The sequence below is a fragment of the Streptomyces achromogenes subsp. achromogenes genome (assembly GCF_000720835.1).
Lineage (GTDB): Bacteria > Actinomycetota > Actinomycetes > Streptomycetales > Streptomycetaceae > Streptomyces > Streptomyces achromogenes.
In genome coordinates this window covers 154,527-170,356 of record NZ_JODT01000014.1, presented here as the reverse complement: position 1 = coordinate 170,356, position 15,830 = coordinate 154,527, and the positions used below count along the sequence as shown (strand labels likewise).

Annotated in this window: 13 protein-coding genes and 1 pseudogene; 1 reads left to right on the top strand and 13 read right to left on the bottom strand. The window is 75.1% G+C overall.

The window, feature by feature from the left end:
* The 13 genes and pseudogenes from IH25_RS41925 to IH25_RS0116000 all read right to left on the bottom strand — a co-directional run.
* Window positions 1-789 (bottom strand): annotated as a pseudogene (locus IH25_RS41925) (hypothetical protein); the annotation flags it as partial.
* Between the two features lie 4 nt (window positions 790-793).
* On the bottom strand, window positions 794-1,369 hold the full coding sequence (locus IH25_RS0116055) for a phage tail protein (protein ID WP_030609675.1): 576 nt from the start codon (window positions 1,367-1,369) through the stop codon (window positions 794-796).
* Window positions 1,366-3,327 carry a putative baseplate assembly protein gene (locus tag IH25_RS0116050; RefSeq protein ID WP_030609673.1) on the bottom strand — a complete coding sequence of 654 codons (1,962 nt, stop codon included), beginning with the start codon at window positions 3,325-3,327 and terminating at the stop codon, window positions 1,366-1,368. The genes IH25_RS0116055 and IH25_RS0116050 overlap by 4 nt, the downstream gene beginning before the upstream one ends.
* The gene (locus tag IH25_RS0116045; protein WP_030609671.1) at window positions 3,327-3,749 is read right to left on the bottom strand and encodes a GPW/gp25 family protein; all 423 of its coding nucleotides are present in this window, start codon (window positions 3,747-3,749) and stop codon (window positions 3,327-3,329) included. Before IH25_RS0116045 ends, IH25_RS0116050 begins: the two co-directional genes overlap by 1 nt.
* On the bottom strand, window positions 3,749-4,057 hold the full coding sequence (locus IH25_RS0116040; protein ID WP_030609668.1) for a PAAR domain-containing protein: 309 nt from the start codon (window positions 4,055-4,057) through the stop codon (window positions 3,749-3,751). The genes IH25_RS0116045 and IH25_RS0116040 overlap by 1 nt, the downstream gene beginning before the upstream one ends.
* Before the next feature lie 46 nt (window positions 4,058-4,103).
* Window positions 4,104-5,927 (bottom strand): VgrG-related protein, encoded by a 1,824-nt coding sequence (locus tag IH25_RS0116035; protein ID WP_030609664.1) that lies wholly within the window; start codon window positions 5,925-5,927, stop codon window positions 4,104-4,106.
* Window positions 5,924-6,646, bottom strand: coding sequence for a CIS tube protein (locus IH25_RS0116030; protein WP_030609661.1), 723 nt, complete (start codon window positions 6,644-6,646; stop codon window positions 5,924-5,926). Before IH25_RS0116030 ends, IH25_RS0116035 begins: the two co-directional genes overlap by 4 nt.
* 64 nt (window positions 6,647-6,710) lie before the next feature.
* Entirely contained in the window at window positions 6,711-7,136 is a 426-nt protein-coding gene (locus IH25_RS0116025; protein ID WP_030609658.1) for a phage tail protein, read from the bottom strand.
* Window positions 7,137-7,246: 110 nt separating this feature from the next.
* Window positions 7,247-10,588 carry a hypothetical protein gene (locus tag IH25_RS38570; RefSeq protein ID WP_157846977.1) on the bottom strand — a complete coding sequence of 1,114 codons (3,342 nt, stop codon included), beginning with the start codon at window positions 10,586-10,588 and terminating at the stop codon, window positions 7,247-7,249.
* Between the two features lie 4 nt (window positions 10,589-10,592).
* Window positions 10,593-10,751 (bottom strand): DUF6760 family protein, encoded by a 159-nt coding sequence (locus IH25_RS41650; RefSeq protein WP_167346025.1) that lies wholly within the window; start codon window positions 10,749-10,751, stop codon window positions 10,593-10,595.
* A complete protein-coding gene (locus IH25_RS0116010) occupies window positions 10,748-11,251 on the bottom strand; it encodes a zinc-ribbon domain-containing protein (protein WP_030609655.1) in 504 nt (167 codons plus the stop codon). Before IH25_RS0116010 ends, IH25_RS41650 begins: the two co-directional genes overlap by 4 nt.
* Window positions 11,248-11,688, bottom strand: coding sequence for a phage tail protein (locus IH25_RS0116005; protein ID WP_030609652.1), 441 nt, complete (start codon window positions 11,686-11,688; stop codon window positions 11,248-11,250). Before IH25_RS0116005 ends, IH25_RS0116010 begins: the two co-directional genes overlap by 4 nt.
* Window positions 11,689-11,741: 53 nt before the next feature.
* Complete coding sequence (locus tag IH25_RS0116000) at window positions 11,742-13,301, bottom strand: phage tail sheath family protein (RefSeq protein ID WP_030609649.1); 1,560 nt, start codon at window positions 13,299-13,301, stop codon at window positions 11,742-11,744.
* Window positions 13,302-13,560: 259 nt separating this feature from the next.
* Here IH25_RS0116000 and IH25_RS43210 point away from each other — a divergent pair, with 259 nt between their 5' ends.
* The gene (locus tag IH25_RS43210) at window positions 13,561-15,804 is read left to right on the top strand and encodes an eCIS core domain-containing protein (protein WP_051753953.1); all 2,244 of its coding nucleotides are present in this window, start codon (window positions 13,561-13,563) and stop codon (window positions 15,802-15,804) included.
* Window positions 15,805-15,830 lie beyond the last annotated feature (26 nt).

Here is a 15,830-nt window from a genome sequence, read left to right as displayed (position 1 = left end):
GGGTTCGGTGGGTGCGGCTGCCGAACGGCGGGGGGTGGACGGGGGTTCGGCGGGCGGGGCCGCCGAACCACGGGCGGCGGACGGCGATTCGGCGGGCGTGACCGACGAACCTCGGGCGCCTGCCGAGGAGTCGGCGGGCGCGGCGGCCGAACCACGGGGCGCGGACGGGGATTCGGCGGGCGAGGCGGTGGAACCCCGCGCGCCCGCCGGTGCATCGCCGGACGCCGCTGTCGAACGGCGCGCGTCGGCGGGCCGTTCCGTGCCCGTCGCGGCCGAACCGGACGGCTCCGTACGGGCCTTGGAGCCCGACTCGCCCGACGACGTGTTCGCGGGCTCGGCCCGGCCGGAGGTCGCGGGCTCGGCCCGGCCAGGGGTCGCGGCGGGAGGCTCGTCCCCGGAGCGGGTGCTCCCGGCCGGCCTCGGCTCCTCCGGCCTGGTCTCTCCCTGCCCCGGCTCCCGACCCGACTGCTCCTGCCCCGGCTCCCGCGCCGGCTGCTCCGGCCTCGGCTCGCCACGGGTCCGGCCCGTCAGGCGGGAGCGCAGCGACGAGGCGCGCGGCGGCGGCGCGGGCCGCGCCGGCTCGTCCGCCGGGGCCGGGTCCGGTGCGGGGGCGGGCTCGGGTGCCGGCTCCGGGGGTGTGTGCGGGGCCGGGCCGGGGTCCGCGGGTGCGGGCGGCTCGGGCGTGCTGGTCGCCGGGCTCGTGTCCGACCAGCCCAGATACGTGCCGCAGTTGCCGCAGAAGTCGTCCGTGGGGCCGTTCGACGCCCCGCACGAGGGACACGCGCGCATGGCGTCACCTCCCTTCGTCGGTGGGCGGACCGGACAGGATCTCCACCCGGCAGTCGGTGTGCACCGGGCACATCACCCGGACGATCTCGCGGACCCGGGCCGGGTCCACCCCGGGCCCGTCGGCGGCCCCTTCCGCCGGCCACACCCGCACCACGGGCCCCGTCTCCGACTCCGGCGGCAGCTCCGTGCCCGGCGTCGCCGACCAGGTCGCCGCGCCCGCCCCGGTCACCTCCGCGCGGACGCCCAGGGCGAGCCGCAGCGCCTCGGTAAGACCCCGGGCGGTACCGCGCCAGCGGTGCAGTTCCACCGCGCGGGTGACGGCCTCGCGGCGCCGCTCCTCGGGCCACTCGGGGTCGTCGGTGGCACCCACCCAGGACCCGAGCCAGGTCAGGAAGTCGGCCGGGGCCAGCCGGGGGTCGAGATAGGCGGGCAGGGTGTCCAGGGTCAGGAAGACGGGGGCCAGGACGGTGTCCAGGCCGGCGGTGAAGCGCTGGGCGAAGTCGTCGTCGGCGTACAGGGCCGGCAACTGCTCGCCGATCGGGTGGCGGCTGGGCAGACCGGGGACGGCGGCACGGCTCATCGTCCGCCCTCCGGGTCCACGGCCGTGACGACCACCTGGTGCTGGTACGAGAAGACCAGCGCGCCCTGCGCCAGGTCGATGCGGTCCGTCGGGGCGCCGCGCCGGCCGGTGATCGGGTCGGCGGGGAAGAGCCGGATCTCCTCCACCAGCGCGGTGCCGATGGCGCGTTGCAGCACGCCGAACAGCTCGCCGTACTGCACCGGGCGCCCGAACGGCCAGCCGGTGCCGTCGAGGCCGCCGTGCAGCGGGTTCAGGTGCCGGTACAGCGCGGCGAGGGCCGCGTCGCGCACCCGGTCGGTGTCGCCCGGGGCCGCGGCGAGCCGGGTGACCACGGTGACGCCCTGGTAGACCGGCGGCTCCACCACCAGCCGGGTGCCGATCAGGCGCCGCTCGTCCAGGGCCGCGGTGATCGCCTGGAGCACCTGGTCGGAGGGGATCAGCTGCTCGAAGCGGAGCCGGTCGTCGCCCTCGTCGGCCACGGCGTCCGGCACCACCAGGACCCGTACCGCGCCCGCGCCCTGAGCGGCGGGCAGGCAGCGCACCCGGCGCACCGAGGGCGCGGCCTGGCGGCTGATGATCTCGTAGTCCTCGGCGGTCACCGCGCGCTCCTGCATGCGCAGCGCCTGCGGGGCGCGCAGCCTGGCGTTCTCGATGGTCTCCCCGGCGACCCCGCCGCGCGCGGCCTCCCGGTTGGTGATCCGGGCGACGTACGGCACGGAGCTGCGCAGCACGGAGATCGCGCCGCGGGCGACGTTGCCGGCCGGGCCGCCGCCGGTGCGGTAGCGGGCCACCCGGATGTGGGCGCCCTTGGGCGGCACGGCACCGCACTGGCGCAGTGTGCCGTCCGGTTCGCGCAGCGCGGGCGGGAAGCCGAACTCGCCGGTGGTGGCGTCGACCCGGACGTGCCGGTCGGCGGGTCCGGAGCGGCCGAAGTGCTCGACCACCTCCCAGCGCTCCCAGCCGTCGGCGGTGGACACCTCCACGACCGGGGGTTCGCGGTCGAGCAGGACCGGCGGGCGGCCGAGCCGGAAGGTCTGCCCGGGCACCCCCTCGGAGGTGCCGAGCGGTACGTCGGTGACGGTCTCGGCGTGCTCCACGGTCATGGTGCCGCCCACGGTGAACACCGCGGCCTCGCGCACGGTCGGGGACTCCGAGTAGAACGGCTGGCCCGGCTCCGGCTCGGTGACCCGGCAGCGCAGCCAGCCGGCCCGGGTGCCGCCGATCACCGAGGCGGTGTGCCCGGCCGGGACGTACACGATGACCTCGCCGGGCCGGTTGAGCCCGCCGGTGGTGTCCGCGCCGGTCTCGCACACCCGCCAGCCGCCGCCGTCCCACGCCTCCCACACCAGCGGGGGCTGGCGCGGGTCCACGCCGACGCCCTCCACCCGGCTGTCCAGGCGGACGGCGACGATGCACCGGGGCACGGCCGTCGGCAGGCCGAACAGCAGGGCGTCGCCCGGCTCGGGCGCGGCCTGGAAGCAGGGGATGTCGCGGCCCTCGGAGAGCGTTCCGGTCCGGTCGGTCTGCTCGCCGGTGCGGTGCGCGGTCACCAGGCGGGTCAGCTCGCTGGGCAGGATGTCCAGGTGGTCGGTGGTGGTGAAGACCACGGACTCGTCGCTCTCGCCGCGCGCGGTGGTCACCTCGGTGCCGGTGGGCAGCTCGACGGTGTCGGGCTGCGGTGCCGACAGCCAGAAGTCGACCTCGGCGACGGCGGCGGCCGGCGGGAACAGCCGGATGCCGAGCAGGTCGAGGAAGGCGGTGTAGTTCTTGTCCGGGACCCGGTTCAGCCGGTACAGCAGCTGGTCCACCAGGTAGGCGAACGTCTCGATCAGGGTGACGCCCGGGTCGGAGACGTTGTGGTCGGTCCACTCCGGCGCGCGCTGCTGCACGTACCTCTTGGCCTCGTCGACGAGTTGCTGGAACCGCCGGTCGTCCAGGTTCGGGGAAGGCAGTGCCATCAGGGCGCGCCCCCGTCCTCGGCCCCCTCCTCGGAGGGGATCGTGTAGAAGGGAAAGACCAGGTTGCGCCGGTCGTTGGTGGAGCGCACGGTGTAGTGCACGTCGATGTAGAGGGTGCCGTCCTCGACGGCGTCGAAGGCGACGACCACGTCGTCCACCGAGATGCGCGGCTCCCAGCGTTCCAGGGCCTCGCGCACCTGCTGGGCGATGCGGCCGGCGGTGGCGCCGTCGCCGGGGGCGAAGACGAAGTCGTGGATGCCGCAGCCGAACTCGGGGCGCATGGGGCGCTCGCCGGGCGCGGTGCCGAGCACCAGGCGGATCGCCTCCTCGATCTCCCGCTCCCGTTCGACCAGGGCGATGCCGCCGGTCGGGCCGACCCGCAGCGGGAACGCCCAGCCGCGGCCGATGAACCGCTCGCTCATCACAGGCCCCCGATCAGGACGTTGGGGGCGCCGGTCACGATCATGGCGCCGCACGCGGTCTTGTCGCGCGCCCGCGCGGCGGGCAGCCCGCCGATCAGGACGGTGGCCGCGACCGGGTTGGGCAGGATCACGTTGGCCGGGCCGGTGAGCGCGTGCGGGGGGATCGGGCAGGTGTGCAGGCTGCCGACGACGGCGGCGGGCCGGCCGCCGATCAGCACGCGGGCCACGGTCGCGGCGGCGCCGGGCGGCGGGGTGGCGATCACCCCGCCGTGACTGGTGGGGTCACCGGTACGGGCTGCGGCCGGCATGCGTTGCTCCTCGGAAGGTTCGGGTTGGACTGCTGCTGGTCACGGGTCAGTTGATGCGGATGAGCTTGGCCTTCAGGACGCCGAGCAGGCCGCCGTCGACGGTGACGTCCGAGCTGCCGGTGACGCTCACCGACCGGCCGCCGACCTTCACGCCGACCCGGCCCTGGATGTCCACGTTCCGGCCCGAGACGCTCACATCGCCCCGGCCCGCGTCCAGGGTGATGCCCTTGGCGTCGAGCACGACGGAGGTGAGGGGCTGCCGGCCCCTGGCGTACACCGTCAGCTCGATCCGGTCCCGCCGGTCGTCCAGGAACACTTCGAGGCGCTCGTCGGCGGTCCGCAGGCGCACCCCGGACGGCCCCGGGGCCCTGGCGTCCAGCAGCTCCACCCGGTGCCCGGAACGGGAGACCAGGGAGCGCCGGTTGACCTTGCCGGTGGTGCCGTCGATCAGCGGGACGTCGTGCGGCGAGGGCTTGTCGACGCCGTTGTACAGCCCGCCGATGACGTACGGGCTGTCCAGCAGGCCCTGTTCGAAGCCGACCAGCACCTCGTCGTTGACCTCGGGGCTCACCACGCCTCCGCCGCCCTTGCCGCCCCACTGCACGGTGCGCACCCAGTCGGTGGTGTACGTGTCGTCCAGCCAGGGGAACCGCAGCGTCACCGCGCCGCTCTCCGCGCCGCCCGGCTCGCGCACGTCCGTGACCACGCCGATCGCCAGGCCGGGCATGCGCGGGCCGCGGCTCGGCGCGTTGGCGCCGGTCACCAGGCCGGTCAGGGAGCGGTCGGGGCTGGCGCTCACCCACACCGTGGTCCGGTACCCGCCGTGCGGCTCCAGGACGTGCTGCACGGCCGTCGCCGTGTACTTGCCGGAGAACGCCGGGCCGACGTTGCCGAGCGCCACCGGCTTGCCCGCCCGCAGCCGGGGGTTGCCCTCCGCGACCGCCTCCAGGTCCCCGAACCCGGCGCTCACCTGCGCGGCCACGGCGTCGGCGACGGCGGTCGTCTCGGCCTGGGTGCGGTACGGGGTGTCGGTGACGGTCAGCTTCGACTGCCTGCCGAACCGGGCGGCGAACGCGGGGCTCAGTCCCGGCACCACCGTGTCGCTGTCCACCGACGGCTGCCGGGCCACCAGCGGGCGTTTCGTGGTGACGTCCCAGCCGCGCACCTCCACCTGCGCGGCACCGTCCGCCGCCGACAGCGAGGCCCGCAGCGCCAGCAGGTTCCGCCCGTACTCCAGCACCATCGGGTCCCGGGTCGCCGAGGTCGACGGCGCGGGCGCCCCGGACGCCTTCTTGGGCTTGGTGAACTGGAGCACGCCCTTGTCGTCCACGCGCACCTGCGCGCCGCTCTCGGCCGCGAGGTACTGCAGGAAGTCCCAGTCGGACACGTTCGCCTGGGACAGCTGCCGGTACGTGACCGGCGCGGCCTCCACGGTGCCGCAGGCCAGCCCGGCCCCGGCGGCCACCTTGCGGACGATGGCCGCCGTCGTCATGTTCCGGTACGCCACCACCTTCCGGCCGCGCTGGAGGCGGTGCGCCTTGGAGTAGGCGCGCACCACCGTGAACGAGCCGGTACGGTCCCGGTCCACCTCCAGGGCGGTGACCTCGCCGTCGAAGAGCCGCTCGCGGGCCTGCCCGTTCACCGTCACCACCGACACCCTGAGCGGGGTGCCGATGGTGATGCCGACCGCCCGCAGGAACTCGTGGTCGGGGTCGCGGAAGGTGAGCTGTGCCGCGTCCGGCAGGCCCACGTTCTCGTCCACCACGCAGCTCACCAGCTGGGCGGCCCAGACCTGCGGCAGCTCGCCGGGCGTCTCGATGACGGGGTCCGCCGCGAACGACCGGCCACCCCGCGCCTCGGATGTGCTCACCGCTCCTCCTCACCGCCGGCGTCCCGCAGCCCCGGCACCACCAGTTCGGTGCCGGGCACGAGCGCCATCGGGTCGTCGATTCCGTTCGCCTCCGCGATGACCCGCCAGGCCGTCGCGTCGCCGTACTCCCGCCAGGCCAGCATCGCCAGGCTGTCGCCCGCCACCACGGTGTGCGTGCTGCGGGCGGTGCGCGCGCCGGAGGTGGGGTTCTGGCCCGCCGGGTCGACGCTCGCCTCCTCGATCGACAGCGCGCAGGTGGCCCGCAGTGGTTTTCCGTCCACGTCGAAGAGGGTGTACGACACCGAGAGGCTGGAGAGCACCCCGTCGAACGAGGTGGTCCGCGCGGTGCCCCACTCGAACCGCACCCAGGGGCTGGCCGGCTTCTTCCGGCCCAGGCTGGCCGGGGTCGGCACACACCCCTTCATCAGCTTCTCCACCGCCTGCTCCACGGAGTTGTCGTGGGTGGCGGTGGCGTCCAGGAACACCTCCAGGCTCAGCTCGCGCGGGCCGCTGCCGACGAACTCGGGCAGCGCCGACTGCCCCGCCATCCGGGACGGGGTGCGCCGCCACTCGGTGGTCTTGCGCAGCTCCAGGGTGGAGGGGTTGAACTGGAGGTTCAGCCGCGCGATCGTGCCGCCGGGCTTGGCGCCGACCGAGGCGGGGGGCTCCATCAGGGTCAGCTGGGCCCTGGCCCGGCTGGAACGGATCGCTGGGGACATGCCGGGACTTCCTTTCTCACGGGCCTTACGGGCACGGACGGGTACGGCTCGACGGGCGGGCGGGTCAGGAGGGGCGCAGTCCCTCGTGGGCGATCTCCAGCGTCTCCACGGCCGGTTCGGGGCTGCTGGGGTCGAAGGAGGGCCCCTGCCAGCGCACCGGGACGATCCCGAACACCTGCCAGCTGATGATCGGGGTCAGGTCCGGCCGCAGCGCGACGATCTCGCCGTCCTTGCGCTCCACCCGCTTCAGCGTCTCGTCCAGCCAGCGGCCGATCTTCACCGTGTCGGCGGTGACCGGCCGGGTGAGCGTGATGTTGGACCAGGTCACACGGCCGGGCAGCTGCCAGGTGAAGCCGTTGTTGCCGCCCTCGGCGTAGCTCTCGATCTCCACCTCGGCACCCATGCCGGAGCAGGTGTGGAAGGCGCCCAGGTCGTCACCGCCGATCGCGAGCCGGAAGAACACGCTCGTCGCGAAGATGTTGTCCGTCATCCGTCCGTCATCCGTCCGTCATCCGTGCCGTGGCCCCGGGCGGGCCTTCTTTCCCCGGCGTGGCGTCGTTCATCGGGTCGCCTCATCCATGTCCGTGGTCTGCGGTGGTCTCAGCGGCGTCCGTCGTGCGGACGGCCGGTACGCTCCCGGCCGCGCCGCAGCTCGGCACGGAGCAGCCGGGCCACCGGGTCGATCAGCCGGCGCGCCAGCTCGTCCAGGTCGTGACCGGGGTCGGGCGGGGTCTCGGCGGACCGCCGGACCGCGTTCTTGCCGCCGGACGACGAACGGGACGACGCAGCGGACGCCGAGCCGGACGACTCACCGGACGACGTGCCGGATGACGTTCCGGGCACGGAGGCCGACCGCCGGTGGCCGCGGGTCGGCGCGGCCGGGGTCGTGGCGTCACCGGTGCGCTGCACCACGGGCGCCTTGCCCCCGGTGGCACCGGCCCGCGCGGGGTTCTGCCACCGGACCACGGGCACGGGCGCCGCCGGTGCCGGGGCCGGCACGGCCGGCGGGCGCTCCGCGAGCGGCGGCGCCTGCGGGCCGGACACCGGGAGGGCCCGCGCGGGTACGGACGCGGAGGGGGCGGAGGAGGAGGCGGAGGTGCCCGGCCCCGGTGCCTGCGCGCCAGGCGGTGCGGGGCGGACGACGGGGACGCGCTGGACCGTGGCCGAGGGCCGCGGGCCCGGGCGCGCGGGGTCGGGGGCTCGTACGGCCGCCGGTCCGGGGGCATGGTGAACGGGGCTCCGCGTAACGGGCGGTGACGCGGCCGGGGCCCGCTGGACGGTGGGGGCGGGGGTGCCGGGACCCTCGTGGTGCGCGGCGGCCGGGGCGCCGGGCCAGCGGACCGGCACCACGGGACGGCCGGCGGGACGGGGGGCGGCGGGCGCGGCCGCTGTCTGCGCGGGCCGGGTGTTCAGGGTGAGCGGGCGCGCGGCGAGCAGGGAGAGGGTACGGGGTGCCGCCGGGGCGGTACGGGTCACGGTGAGCGGGGGCTGCCCGGCCGCTCCCGGACGCCGGACGCCCGGACCGCCGGACGTGCCGCCGGCCACGGCCCGCGCGACGACGACGGGGGGCCCGGCGGCGGAGCCGGCCTGCCGCCGCCCGCCGGAACCCGGCCGGGCACCGGGGGCCGTAGCGGGGGATCGCGTGTCTCCTGCCCGGTCCGGGGCCGCCGTAGGGGCCGACGCGCTGCCCGTGCCGGAAGCCTGGGAGGCGGCGGCCGGGCCCTGGGGTGGTGTCACCAGCGGCGTGGCGGGGCCGTCCGCGGAGTGGGTGACCGTCTCCGGGGTGCTCCCGCCGGCGGAGTCCGCCGTCAGAGCGCGCTGCACCACACCCTTGCCCAGCAGCGGCGTGTCCGGACCGCCGCCGGAGTGCGACGGCGCGCCGGCCCCGGGAGCGCGCCCCTCGGCGGAGTCCTCCGCCGGACGACGCTGTACGACGCCCCTCTCGGCCGACGGCGCGTTCCGAGCACTGCCCGAGCGCGACGGCGTACCGGCCCCGGGAGCACGCTCCTCACCGGGACCTCCCGCCGGACGACGCTGTACGGCACCCTTCTCGGCCGACGGCGCGTCCTGAGCGCCCCCGGAGCGCGACGGCCGGCCGGCCTCCGGGGCGCCCGTGTCCGTCCCCGCGCTTCGCCGCACGGTGGGCTTCTCCACCAGGGGCGCGTCGAGGCCGCTTCCGGGACGGGTACCGGCCGCCGGGTCCGCCGCCGCACTCCGCTGCACGACGCCCTTGTCCGACAGGGGTGCGGCCAGGCCGTTTCCGAGGTGAGCACCGGCTTCCGGGGAGCCCCCGCCGGCGGAGTCCGCCGCCAGGCCGCGCCGCACCGGGCCCTCGCCCAGCAGCGGCGCGTCCGGACCGCTTCCGGGGTGCGCCGGGGTACCGGCCCCCGGCCCGCTCCCGTCGGCGGGGTCCGCCGCCGGACGGCGCTGTACGGTGCCGGGGCCCGCCGGCGGAGCGCCCGTGCCGTTGCCTCCGGTCGCGGGCGACGCGGCCCCGGCGGGCGTACGTCCCTGGTCAGGCGTGGCTCCGGGTGCCCGGTCCTGTCGTACCCGAGTACGCCGGTCGCCCCGGCCGCCCGGGATGTCGGCGCTCGGCGGCAGCTCGGGCAGCGGCGCGCCCAGGCCGCCGCGTGCGCGTGCCCCGCTGCGGGCGGGGGTACCGGCGGGCGTGGCGGGGCCGCCCGGGGTGCGCCGGGCCGTGCCCTTCGGCCCGCCGTCGTTCGAGCCCGGCGTGCCGGACGCGCCCTCGGCCTGGCGCTGGACGACGGGGAGCGCCGGGCCGCCCGTACCGGTCGTGGCGCGCTGGACCGGGTTGCCGTCCGTCAGCGGCCGTGCGGTGGGCGGGAGTTCGGTGAGCGGCGCGCCGAGGGGCGCCCGGGTCGCCGTACCCTGCGCGGGGCCGGCCGGGCGGGCCCCCGCCCCGGTGTCGGCGGGCGTCTCGGGGGCCTTGTCCGCGGTGGGGCGGACCGGTGCCTGGGCACCCCTGTCCGGAGCCGGAGCCGCGGCCGGGGCCGGGGCCGGGGCCGGGGCCGGGGGACGCAGTGCGGGGACGCGGCGCACGGGGCCTGCCGGGCGGCGGGCCACGGTCAGCGAGGGGCTCGTCGGACGCGGCCGGACGGCCGGACGGGGCACGTCGGACACGTCGGGTCCGGGCGCACGGGACGCCTGCGGCTGCGCGACCGCGCCCGGGACCGCCGTCACCCGCCGCACCACCGGAATCTCCGGCGCGGTGGGCCGGCTGCCGGGGCCGGCCGGAGTCACCACCGGAGCGGCGCCGGGCTCGGCCGCCCGCTGGACGACGGGAGAGGGCGAGGACAGCACGGCGGGCGAATCGGTGGACGTGAGGGCACGGCTCGACGGGGCGTCACCCGTACGCCTCGCCCCCGCGGCCCCACCACGGGACGCACGGGAAGGCCCTGCGACCGGACCAGCCGGACCGGAGGACATCGCACCGGAGGACGCCGAACCGGAGGACGCTGAGCCGGAAGAAGCGGAATCAGCCGGCACCGGAGCCGGCCCCTCCGGCGCCTCCCCGTCCCCCTCCCGCCGCAGCGCCCGCAGCAGCAGCGGGCCGCCTTCGACGCCGGCGGCCCGAGGGGTGGCCGGGCGGTGGGTGACGCCGTGGACCAGGCCCGTCGGGGCCGTGGGCAGCAGGGCGTGGGCGAGGCCGGAGTCGAACGACGGGTTCTGCCAGGCGGCGAGGCCGGACCGGAAGGCGAGACCGTCGCTGACGCCGAGCGGCGCCCGGGACACGGTCAGCTCCGGCGGCGCGGTACGCCGCCAGCCCCCGTCCCAGTCGGCGGGCACGGAGGCGGCCGGAGCGTCCGGCGCGGCGGCGGCCGGGGCACCGGGCACGGCGGCAGCCGGGGCGCCGTCACGCTCCCCGCGCCGCACGCCCCCCGTCCCGGCGGACCGGCGGCGCAGCCTGTCCCGCCATGCCATGTGCTCAACCGCCTTCGTTCACGCGGGTGTTGATACGGGCGATCTCGGCCACCCACTGCCGTCGTTCGTCATGCGTCAGGTCGAGGATCTCCTCCCTCGACCAGTGGAAGTGATAGGCGATGTACGCGACTTCCTCCCGGAGCCGGGGAAGGGCGTACGTCACGATTCCCCCAGGCGCCCACCCGAGAGGTCGACCTCGAAGCCGCCTTCGCAGTGCGGGCAGGTCACCGCCGCCCGGGTGTGGCCCTCGCTGTTCACGCGGCGGTAGAAGTCCTGGAGGAAGGCGACGTCGGTGGCGTACATCCGTTCCACGATCCCGGCGTGCACATCGGTGATGGTGCCGAGCCGGGTGATCACCTGGCTCAGCAGCACCACGCTCAGGTACGCCGGGTTCTCCTTGACCCGCAGGTCGATCTGCGGCCGCAGCTCGTCCCGGGCCGTGGCCAGGCGCATCGCGCCCTCGCGGTGCACCGTGCCCGCCTCGTCGACGTAGCCGCGCGGCAGCACGAACTCGAACTCGGTGCGCAGCCCGTGCGGTTCCTCGCGGGGCGGCGGGGCCGGGGCGGCGGCGGGGGGCGCCGCCGCCTGCTCGGTCGCCGGGGCGGGCGTGGTCAGCTGGAGGATCTCCTCCAGGTTGCCCGCCGTCACGGTACGACGCCTCATTCGACGATGATCTCCTCGAACACGATGGTGACGGACTCGGTGGCCGCGGCCGACTCGCCGGCCTTGAGGGAGGGGCCCTCCCACTTGGAGGCCCAGCCCTGCATCAGCTGGATACGGCGGACCGTGTTGCCCTCGCTGTCCTTGATCTCGATGGTGAGGTTCTGCCGGGCGGTGTTGACGGCCCCGTTGTTCAGGGTCTCCTTGATCCAGTTGGTGAACTCGCTGCTCTGGTCGAGTCCCCGGGTGATCGTGATCTCACCCGCCTGCCGGCCGCCGGGCTGCTTGCGGATGATCTGCTTGCCCTCCGCGGTGACCTGCTTGACCTCGACGACGTCCTCCTCGACGGTCAACCCGCTGATCTCCTGGATCGACTCGACCAGGTAGCCACCGAGCTGCACGCCGAAGACGTGGGTGGAAAGAGCATCGCCCGTTGCCATGACTGTCTGTCACCTTCCGTTGCTGGACCCGCGGGTCACTGGTCTGGCTCGTCTCACTCGTCGATGAGACTGGTGCTGTCGGAGAACTGGGCCAGCCGGAACACCACGAACTCCGCGGGCTTGACCGGCGAGACGCCGATCTCGCAGACGACCCGGCCCTGGTCGATGGACTCCTGCGGGTTGTTGTCGCGGTCGCACTTGACGTAGAACGCCTCGTCGGCGGTGCGGCCGAACAGCGCGCCCCGGCGCCACTCCTCGGTGAGGAACGCGGTGACGTTGCGCCGGATGCTCGACCACAGCCGGTCGTCGTTCGGCTCGAAGACCACCCACTGGGTGCCCAGGAGGATCGACTCCTCCAGGTAGTTGAAGAGCCGGCGCACGTTCAGGTAGCGCCAGGCCGGGTCGGAGGAGAGGGTGCGGGCGCCCCACACCCGGATGCCCCGGCCCGGGAAGGCGCGTACGCAGTTCACGCCGATCGGGTTGAGCAGGTCCTGCTCGCCCTTGCTGAGCCTGAGCTCCAGGTCGACCGCGCCGCGGATCACCTCGTTGGCGGGCGCCTTGTGCACACCGCGCTCGGCGTCGCTGCGCGCCCACACACCGGCGATGTGACCGCTCGGCGGGACCGTGGTGTTGCGTCCGGCGGCCGGGTCGAAGACCCGCACCCACGGGTAGTAGAGGGCGGCGTACCGGGAGTCGTAGCCCGCCTCGTCGTTGCGCCAGGTGCGCACCTGCTGGGCGTTGAGCCCGGGCGGGGTGTCCAGGACGGCGACCCGGTCGCCCATCTGCTCGCAGTGCGAGATCACGGCGAGCTGCACGGTGCGCACGCCCTCGGCGTCGATGTCGCCGCGCTGGTAGGCGCTCATCAGGTCCGGCACCGCGACCATGGTGATCTCGTCGATGGTCTCCAGACCGCCGAACCCGGTGCGGGCCCCGGCGTCACCGACGTACTCCGACGGGTCGAGGCGGGCCACCGCGCCGTTGCCGGCCGGGGCGGGCGCGGCCGGGGCCTCGGCGAGCGGCACGGTCTGGTTGGCGGGCCGGGTCTGGGTGGCGCCCTGCTGCTCGCTCACCTCGATCAGCCGGGAGCCGCGGGCCTGGGTGACCAGGTAACCCTTGACGTTCTTCCGGGTGGAGGCCTCGTACGTCTCCGCGACCTGGTCGCCCTGGCGGACCAGCACCTTGAAGCGGTCCTCCGGCGGGTTCTCGCCGTCGGCGTCGGCGATCTCCACCGACACGCCGGTGGCGCCCGGCCGGGCCGCGATCAGGAAGCCGCCGAGCTCCACGGGCTGAGCCGCCCGGGTCCCGGGCCGCCCGCCGGCGGCGGCCGCCGGGGCGGAGGCGTCCTCGGCGCTGCCGCCGATGCGCACGATGTACGCGGCGCCGCCGCCGTTGGAGAAGTAGCCGTAGACCGAGTGGGCCAGGTAGGTGCCCTCGGTGAAGCCGCCGAACAGCTGGGTGTACTGGTCCCAGCTGGTGACCAGCGTCGGGGTGTGGAACGGGCCGGTCTCGGCGAACCCGACGAACGCGGCGACGGCGGTGCCGACCCCTTCGATCGGTCGGGCACCGGACTGCACCTCCTCCACGTACACGCCCGGGGTGAGGTACGTCGGCATGCTCGCTCCTTCGGGGTCCTTGCGGGTGGGTCACCTGTGTCCAGGCCGAGTCTGCGGGGCGGACGTGCCGGGGGAACAGGGACGTGCGGACCCGACCGGGGGCAGGACCGCTGCCTTTCCCAGCCCGCCCCGACCGCCCGTCCGCCCTCCGGCCTTGCCCCCGCTCTGCCCCTGCGCCCCTGGACATGCCGGACATCCGGGCGGTGCACTGGGGCCGCCGACGGAGCGGTGCCGGGCCGCGTCAACGAGGGGGCAATCGATGCGGACGTCGAGTTCACGTGCCGAGCAGGCCGAGAACGAGCAGGCGGCGTCCGTTCCGGCCACCACTCGGCAGGTGCCCCCGGCGGGCGCGTCCATGCCGCTCCCGCTCACCGCCGGAACCCTCCTCGCGGTCCAGCGCGGCGCGGGCAACGCCGCGGCCACCGCCATGATCTCCCGCCGGGCCCGTCCGGAGGGCGGAGCGGAGCAGTCCGATCCCGGGGTGCACGAGGTGTTGCGCTCGTCCGGCAAGCCCCTGGCGGCGCCGGTGCGTCAGGACATGGAGGCGCGTTTCGGCACGGACTTCTCCGACGTACGCCTGCACACCGGGCCCGTCGCCGCCCGCTCGGCCCGGGCCATCGGGGCGCGTGCCTACACCTCCGGCAGCCATGTCGTCCTCGGTGACGGCGGCGGCGACAAACACACCCTCGCCCACGAGCTGACGCACGTCGTGCAGCAGCGCCAGGGCCCGGTGGCGGGCACCGAGCACGGTCACGGGCTCAGGATCTCCGACCCGTCGGACCGCTTCGAGCGCGAGGCGGAGGCCAACGCCACCAGGGTGCTGCGCGCTCCGGCCGCGCTCCAAGGGCGCTCGGCCGGCCCGGACGCGCAGGCCCCGGACACCACGTCCGCGCCCGCCGTCCAGCGGATGGAGGCGTCCTCCGGCGCGGGGCCCGCCCCGGACGCGCGGCCGAAGCCCGGCAAGGTGCTCCACCAGCCGGCCTACGCCTCCGGGGACCAGTTCGCCGTCGCCGCGATGCTCATCGCCGACCCGGAGGTCCGCCTCTACGTCACCCACACCCCGGACGAGGAAGGCGTCGCCCGCAAGCTCCAGGAGTTCTACACGCAGTCGGGCATAGCCTCCTCCCGGATCACGCCGGTTCCGGTCGCGGAATCGGACAGCCGCATGACGGCCGTGAAGAAGGCCTCCGGACAGAAGCCCATCGGCGTCGGCGACGCGACGAAGTACGTCGGCGAGAACTTCAGCGAGGAGATGCGCGAGAAGATCCGGGCCGGCTGGGGGCTCGACGGAGACGGGGCGGACCGGGCCGCGGACCCCGTCGAGGAGTGGCTGAGGCTGAAGAACGTGGACGCGAAGGGCAAGCGGGTCGCGGTCCTGTGGTCCAGGTTCAGCGGCAAGGGCGGCGAGGTCCACATCGAGCACGATTCCAGCTACCTCGGCATGGCGCAGATCATCGCCGGACTCGGCAGCCTGGACCTGGTGCTGATCGTGGGTGACGCGGCGCCGAAGAACCGGCAGGGGAGCGCCGCGGGGGGCGAGAAGTCGAAGTACGCGTCCATCGCGGACGCCTACGCCCCGAAGCCCGAAGAGGACGACGCCCACGACGAGGAGATGGGGAGCTTCAACGCCAAGGTCGTCGACCTCACCCAGTTCTGGACCGACGGCGACTTCAAACGCCTCGTCGGTACCACCCGCAACGACCAGTTCCAGGTGTTCGACTACTTGGACCGCAACGCGACCACGCGTCACCTGGGCTTCCGCAGCGGGAACCTCGAAGCGATGGCCCTGATGGGATTCACCGTCCGGTACATGGAGGAGCCCGACAGCTTCGCCGGGGGCAGCCGCATGGAGGCGTGGCACGCCGACGGCGACACCGGCCGCACGCAGACCGGCGGCCTGGCTCCCGGTTACGAACGCATCCGGGTCAGCGCGCCGCCCACCCGCTCCGGCAAGCACCAGAAGTCGCTCCCGGCCGAGGAGCAGACCGAAGCGCAGAAGCACGCCGCATGGCACCAGCAGGACAAGGACGCCTACGGGCCCTTGAAGAGGGCCGGGCAGAGCCCGGAGGGAAGGTCGCTGCCGAAGGGGTTCGCCGAGGAGGACCTCGCGAACATCGACGCCTACCTGCGCACCGGAAAGAGCGAGGAAGGGCTCGCCCCCGAGCTGATCACCGCCATGAAGGAGATCGCCCGGGATTACACCGACGCGCTGAAGGAACTGGACCGGGCCGAGAAGGCGGCGGCGCAAGCGGTCAACGCCGCCAGGAAGGCGGCAGACGACCCCAAGAAGTCCGCCCAGGCCAAGAAGCTCTCACAGCAGAACGCGGAGAAGCGGCTGAGCGAAAAGGACAGCGCCGAGGAACAGTCGCGCACGGTCACCGAAGCGGTGGAGAAGCGATTCCGCGAGCTGTGTGACACCTACGGCCTGCTCGACACCCTCCGGGCACGCAACCTCTTCGCCCAGAACCACGCCCACCTTCTCCCGCCGGACGCCCAGGGCTGACCCCCTCCGCCGGCGTCCGGTCCGGC

What these genes read in the sequence shown, in the direction of transcription:
- IH25_RS0116055 (WP_030609675.1), bottom strand. Translation starts at nt 1,369, where the DNA reads ATGAGCCGTGCCGCCGTCCCCGGTCTGCCCAGCCGCCACCCGATCGGC.
- IH25_RS0116050 (WP_030609673.1), bottom strand. Translation starts at nt 3,327, where the DNA reads ATGGCACTGCCTTCCCCGAACCTGGACGACCGGCGGTTCCAGCAACTC.
- IH25_RS0116045 (WP_030609671.1), bottom strand. Translation starts at nt 3,749, where the DNA reads ATGAGCGAGCGGTTCATCGGCCGCGGCTGGGCGTTCCCGCTGCGGGTC.
- IH25_RS0116040 (WP_030609668.1), bottom strand. Translation starts at nt 4,057, where the DNA reads ATGCCGGCCGCAGCCCGTACCGGTGACCCCACCAGTCACGGCGGGGTG.
- IH25_RS0116030 (WP_030609661.1), bottom strand. Translation starts at nt 6,646, where the DNA reads ATGTCCCCAGCGATCCGTTCCAGCCGGGCCAGGGCCCAGCTGACCCTG.
- IH25_RS0116025 (WP_030609658.1), bottom strand. Translation starts at nt 7,136, where the DNA reads ATGACGGACAACATCTTCGCGACGAGCGTGTTCTTCCGGCTCGCGATC.
- IH25_RS38570 (WP_157846977.1), bottom strand. Translation starts at nt 10,588, where the DNA reads ATGGCATGGCGGGACAGGCTGCGCCGCCGGTCCGCCGGGACGGGGGGC.
- IH25_RS0116010 (WP_030609655.1), bottom strand. Translation starts at nt 11,251, where the DNA reads ATGAGGCGTCGTACCGTGACGGCGGGCAACCTGGAGGAGATCCTCCAG.
- IH25_RS0116005 (WP_030609652.1), bottom strand. Translation starts at nt 11,688, where the DNA reads ATGGCAACGGGCGATGCTCTTTCCACCCACGTCTTCGGCGTGCAGCTC.
- IH25_RS0116000 (WP_030609649.1), bottom strand. Translation starts at nt 13,301, where the DNA reads ATGCCGACGTACCTCACCCCGGGCGTGTACGTGGAGGAGGTGCAGTCC.
- IH25_RS43210 (WP_051753953.1), top strand. Translation starts at nt 13,561, where the DNA reads ATGCGGACGTCGAGTTCACGTGCCGAGCAGGCCGAGAACGAGCAGGCG.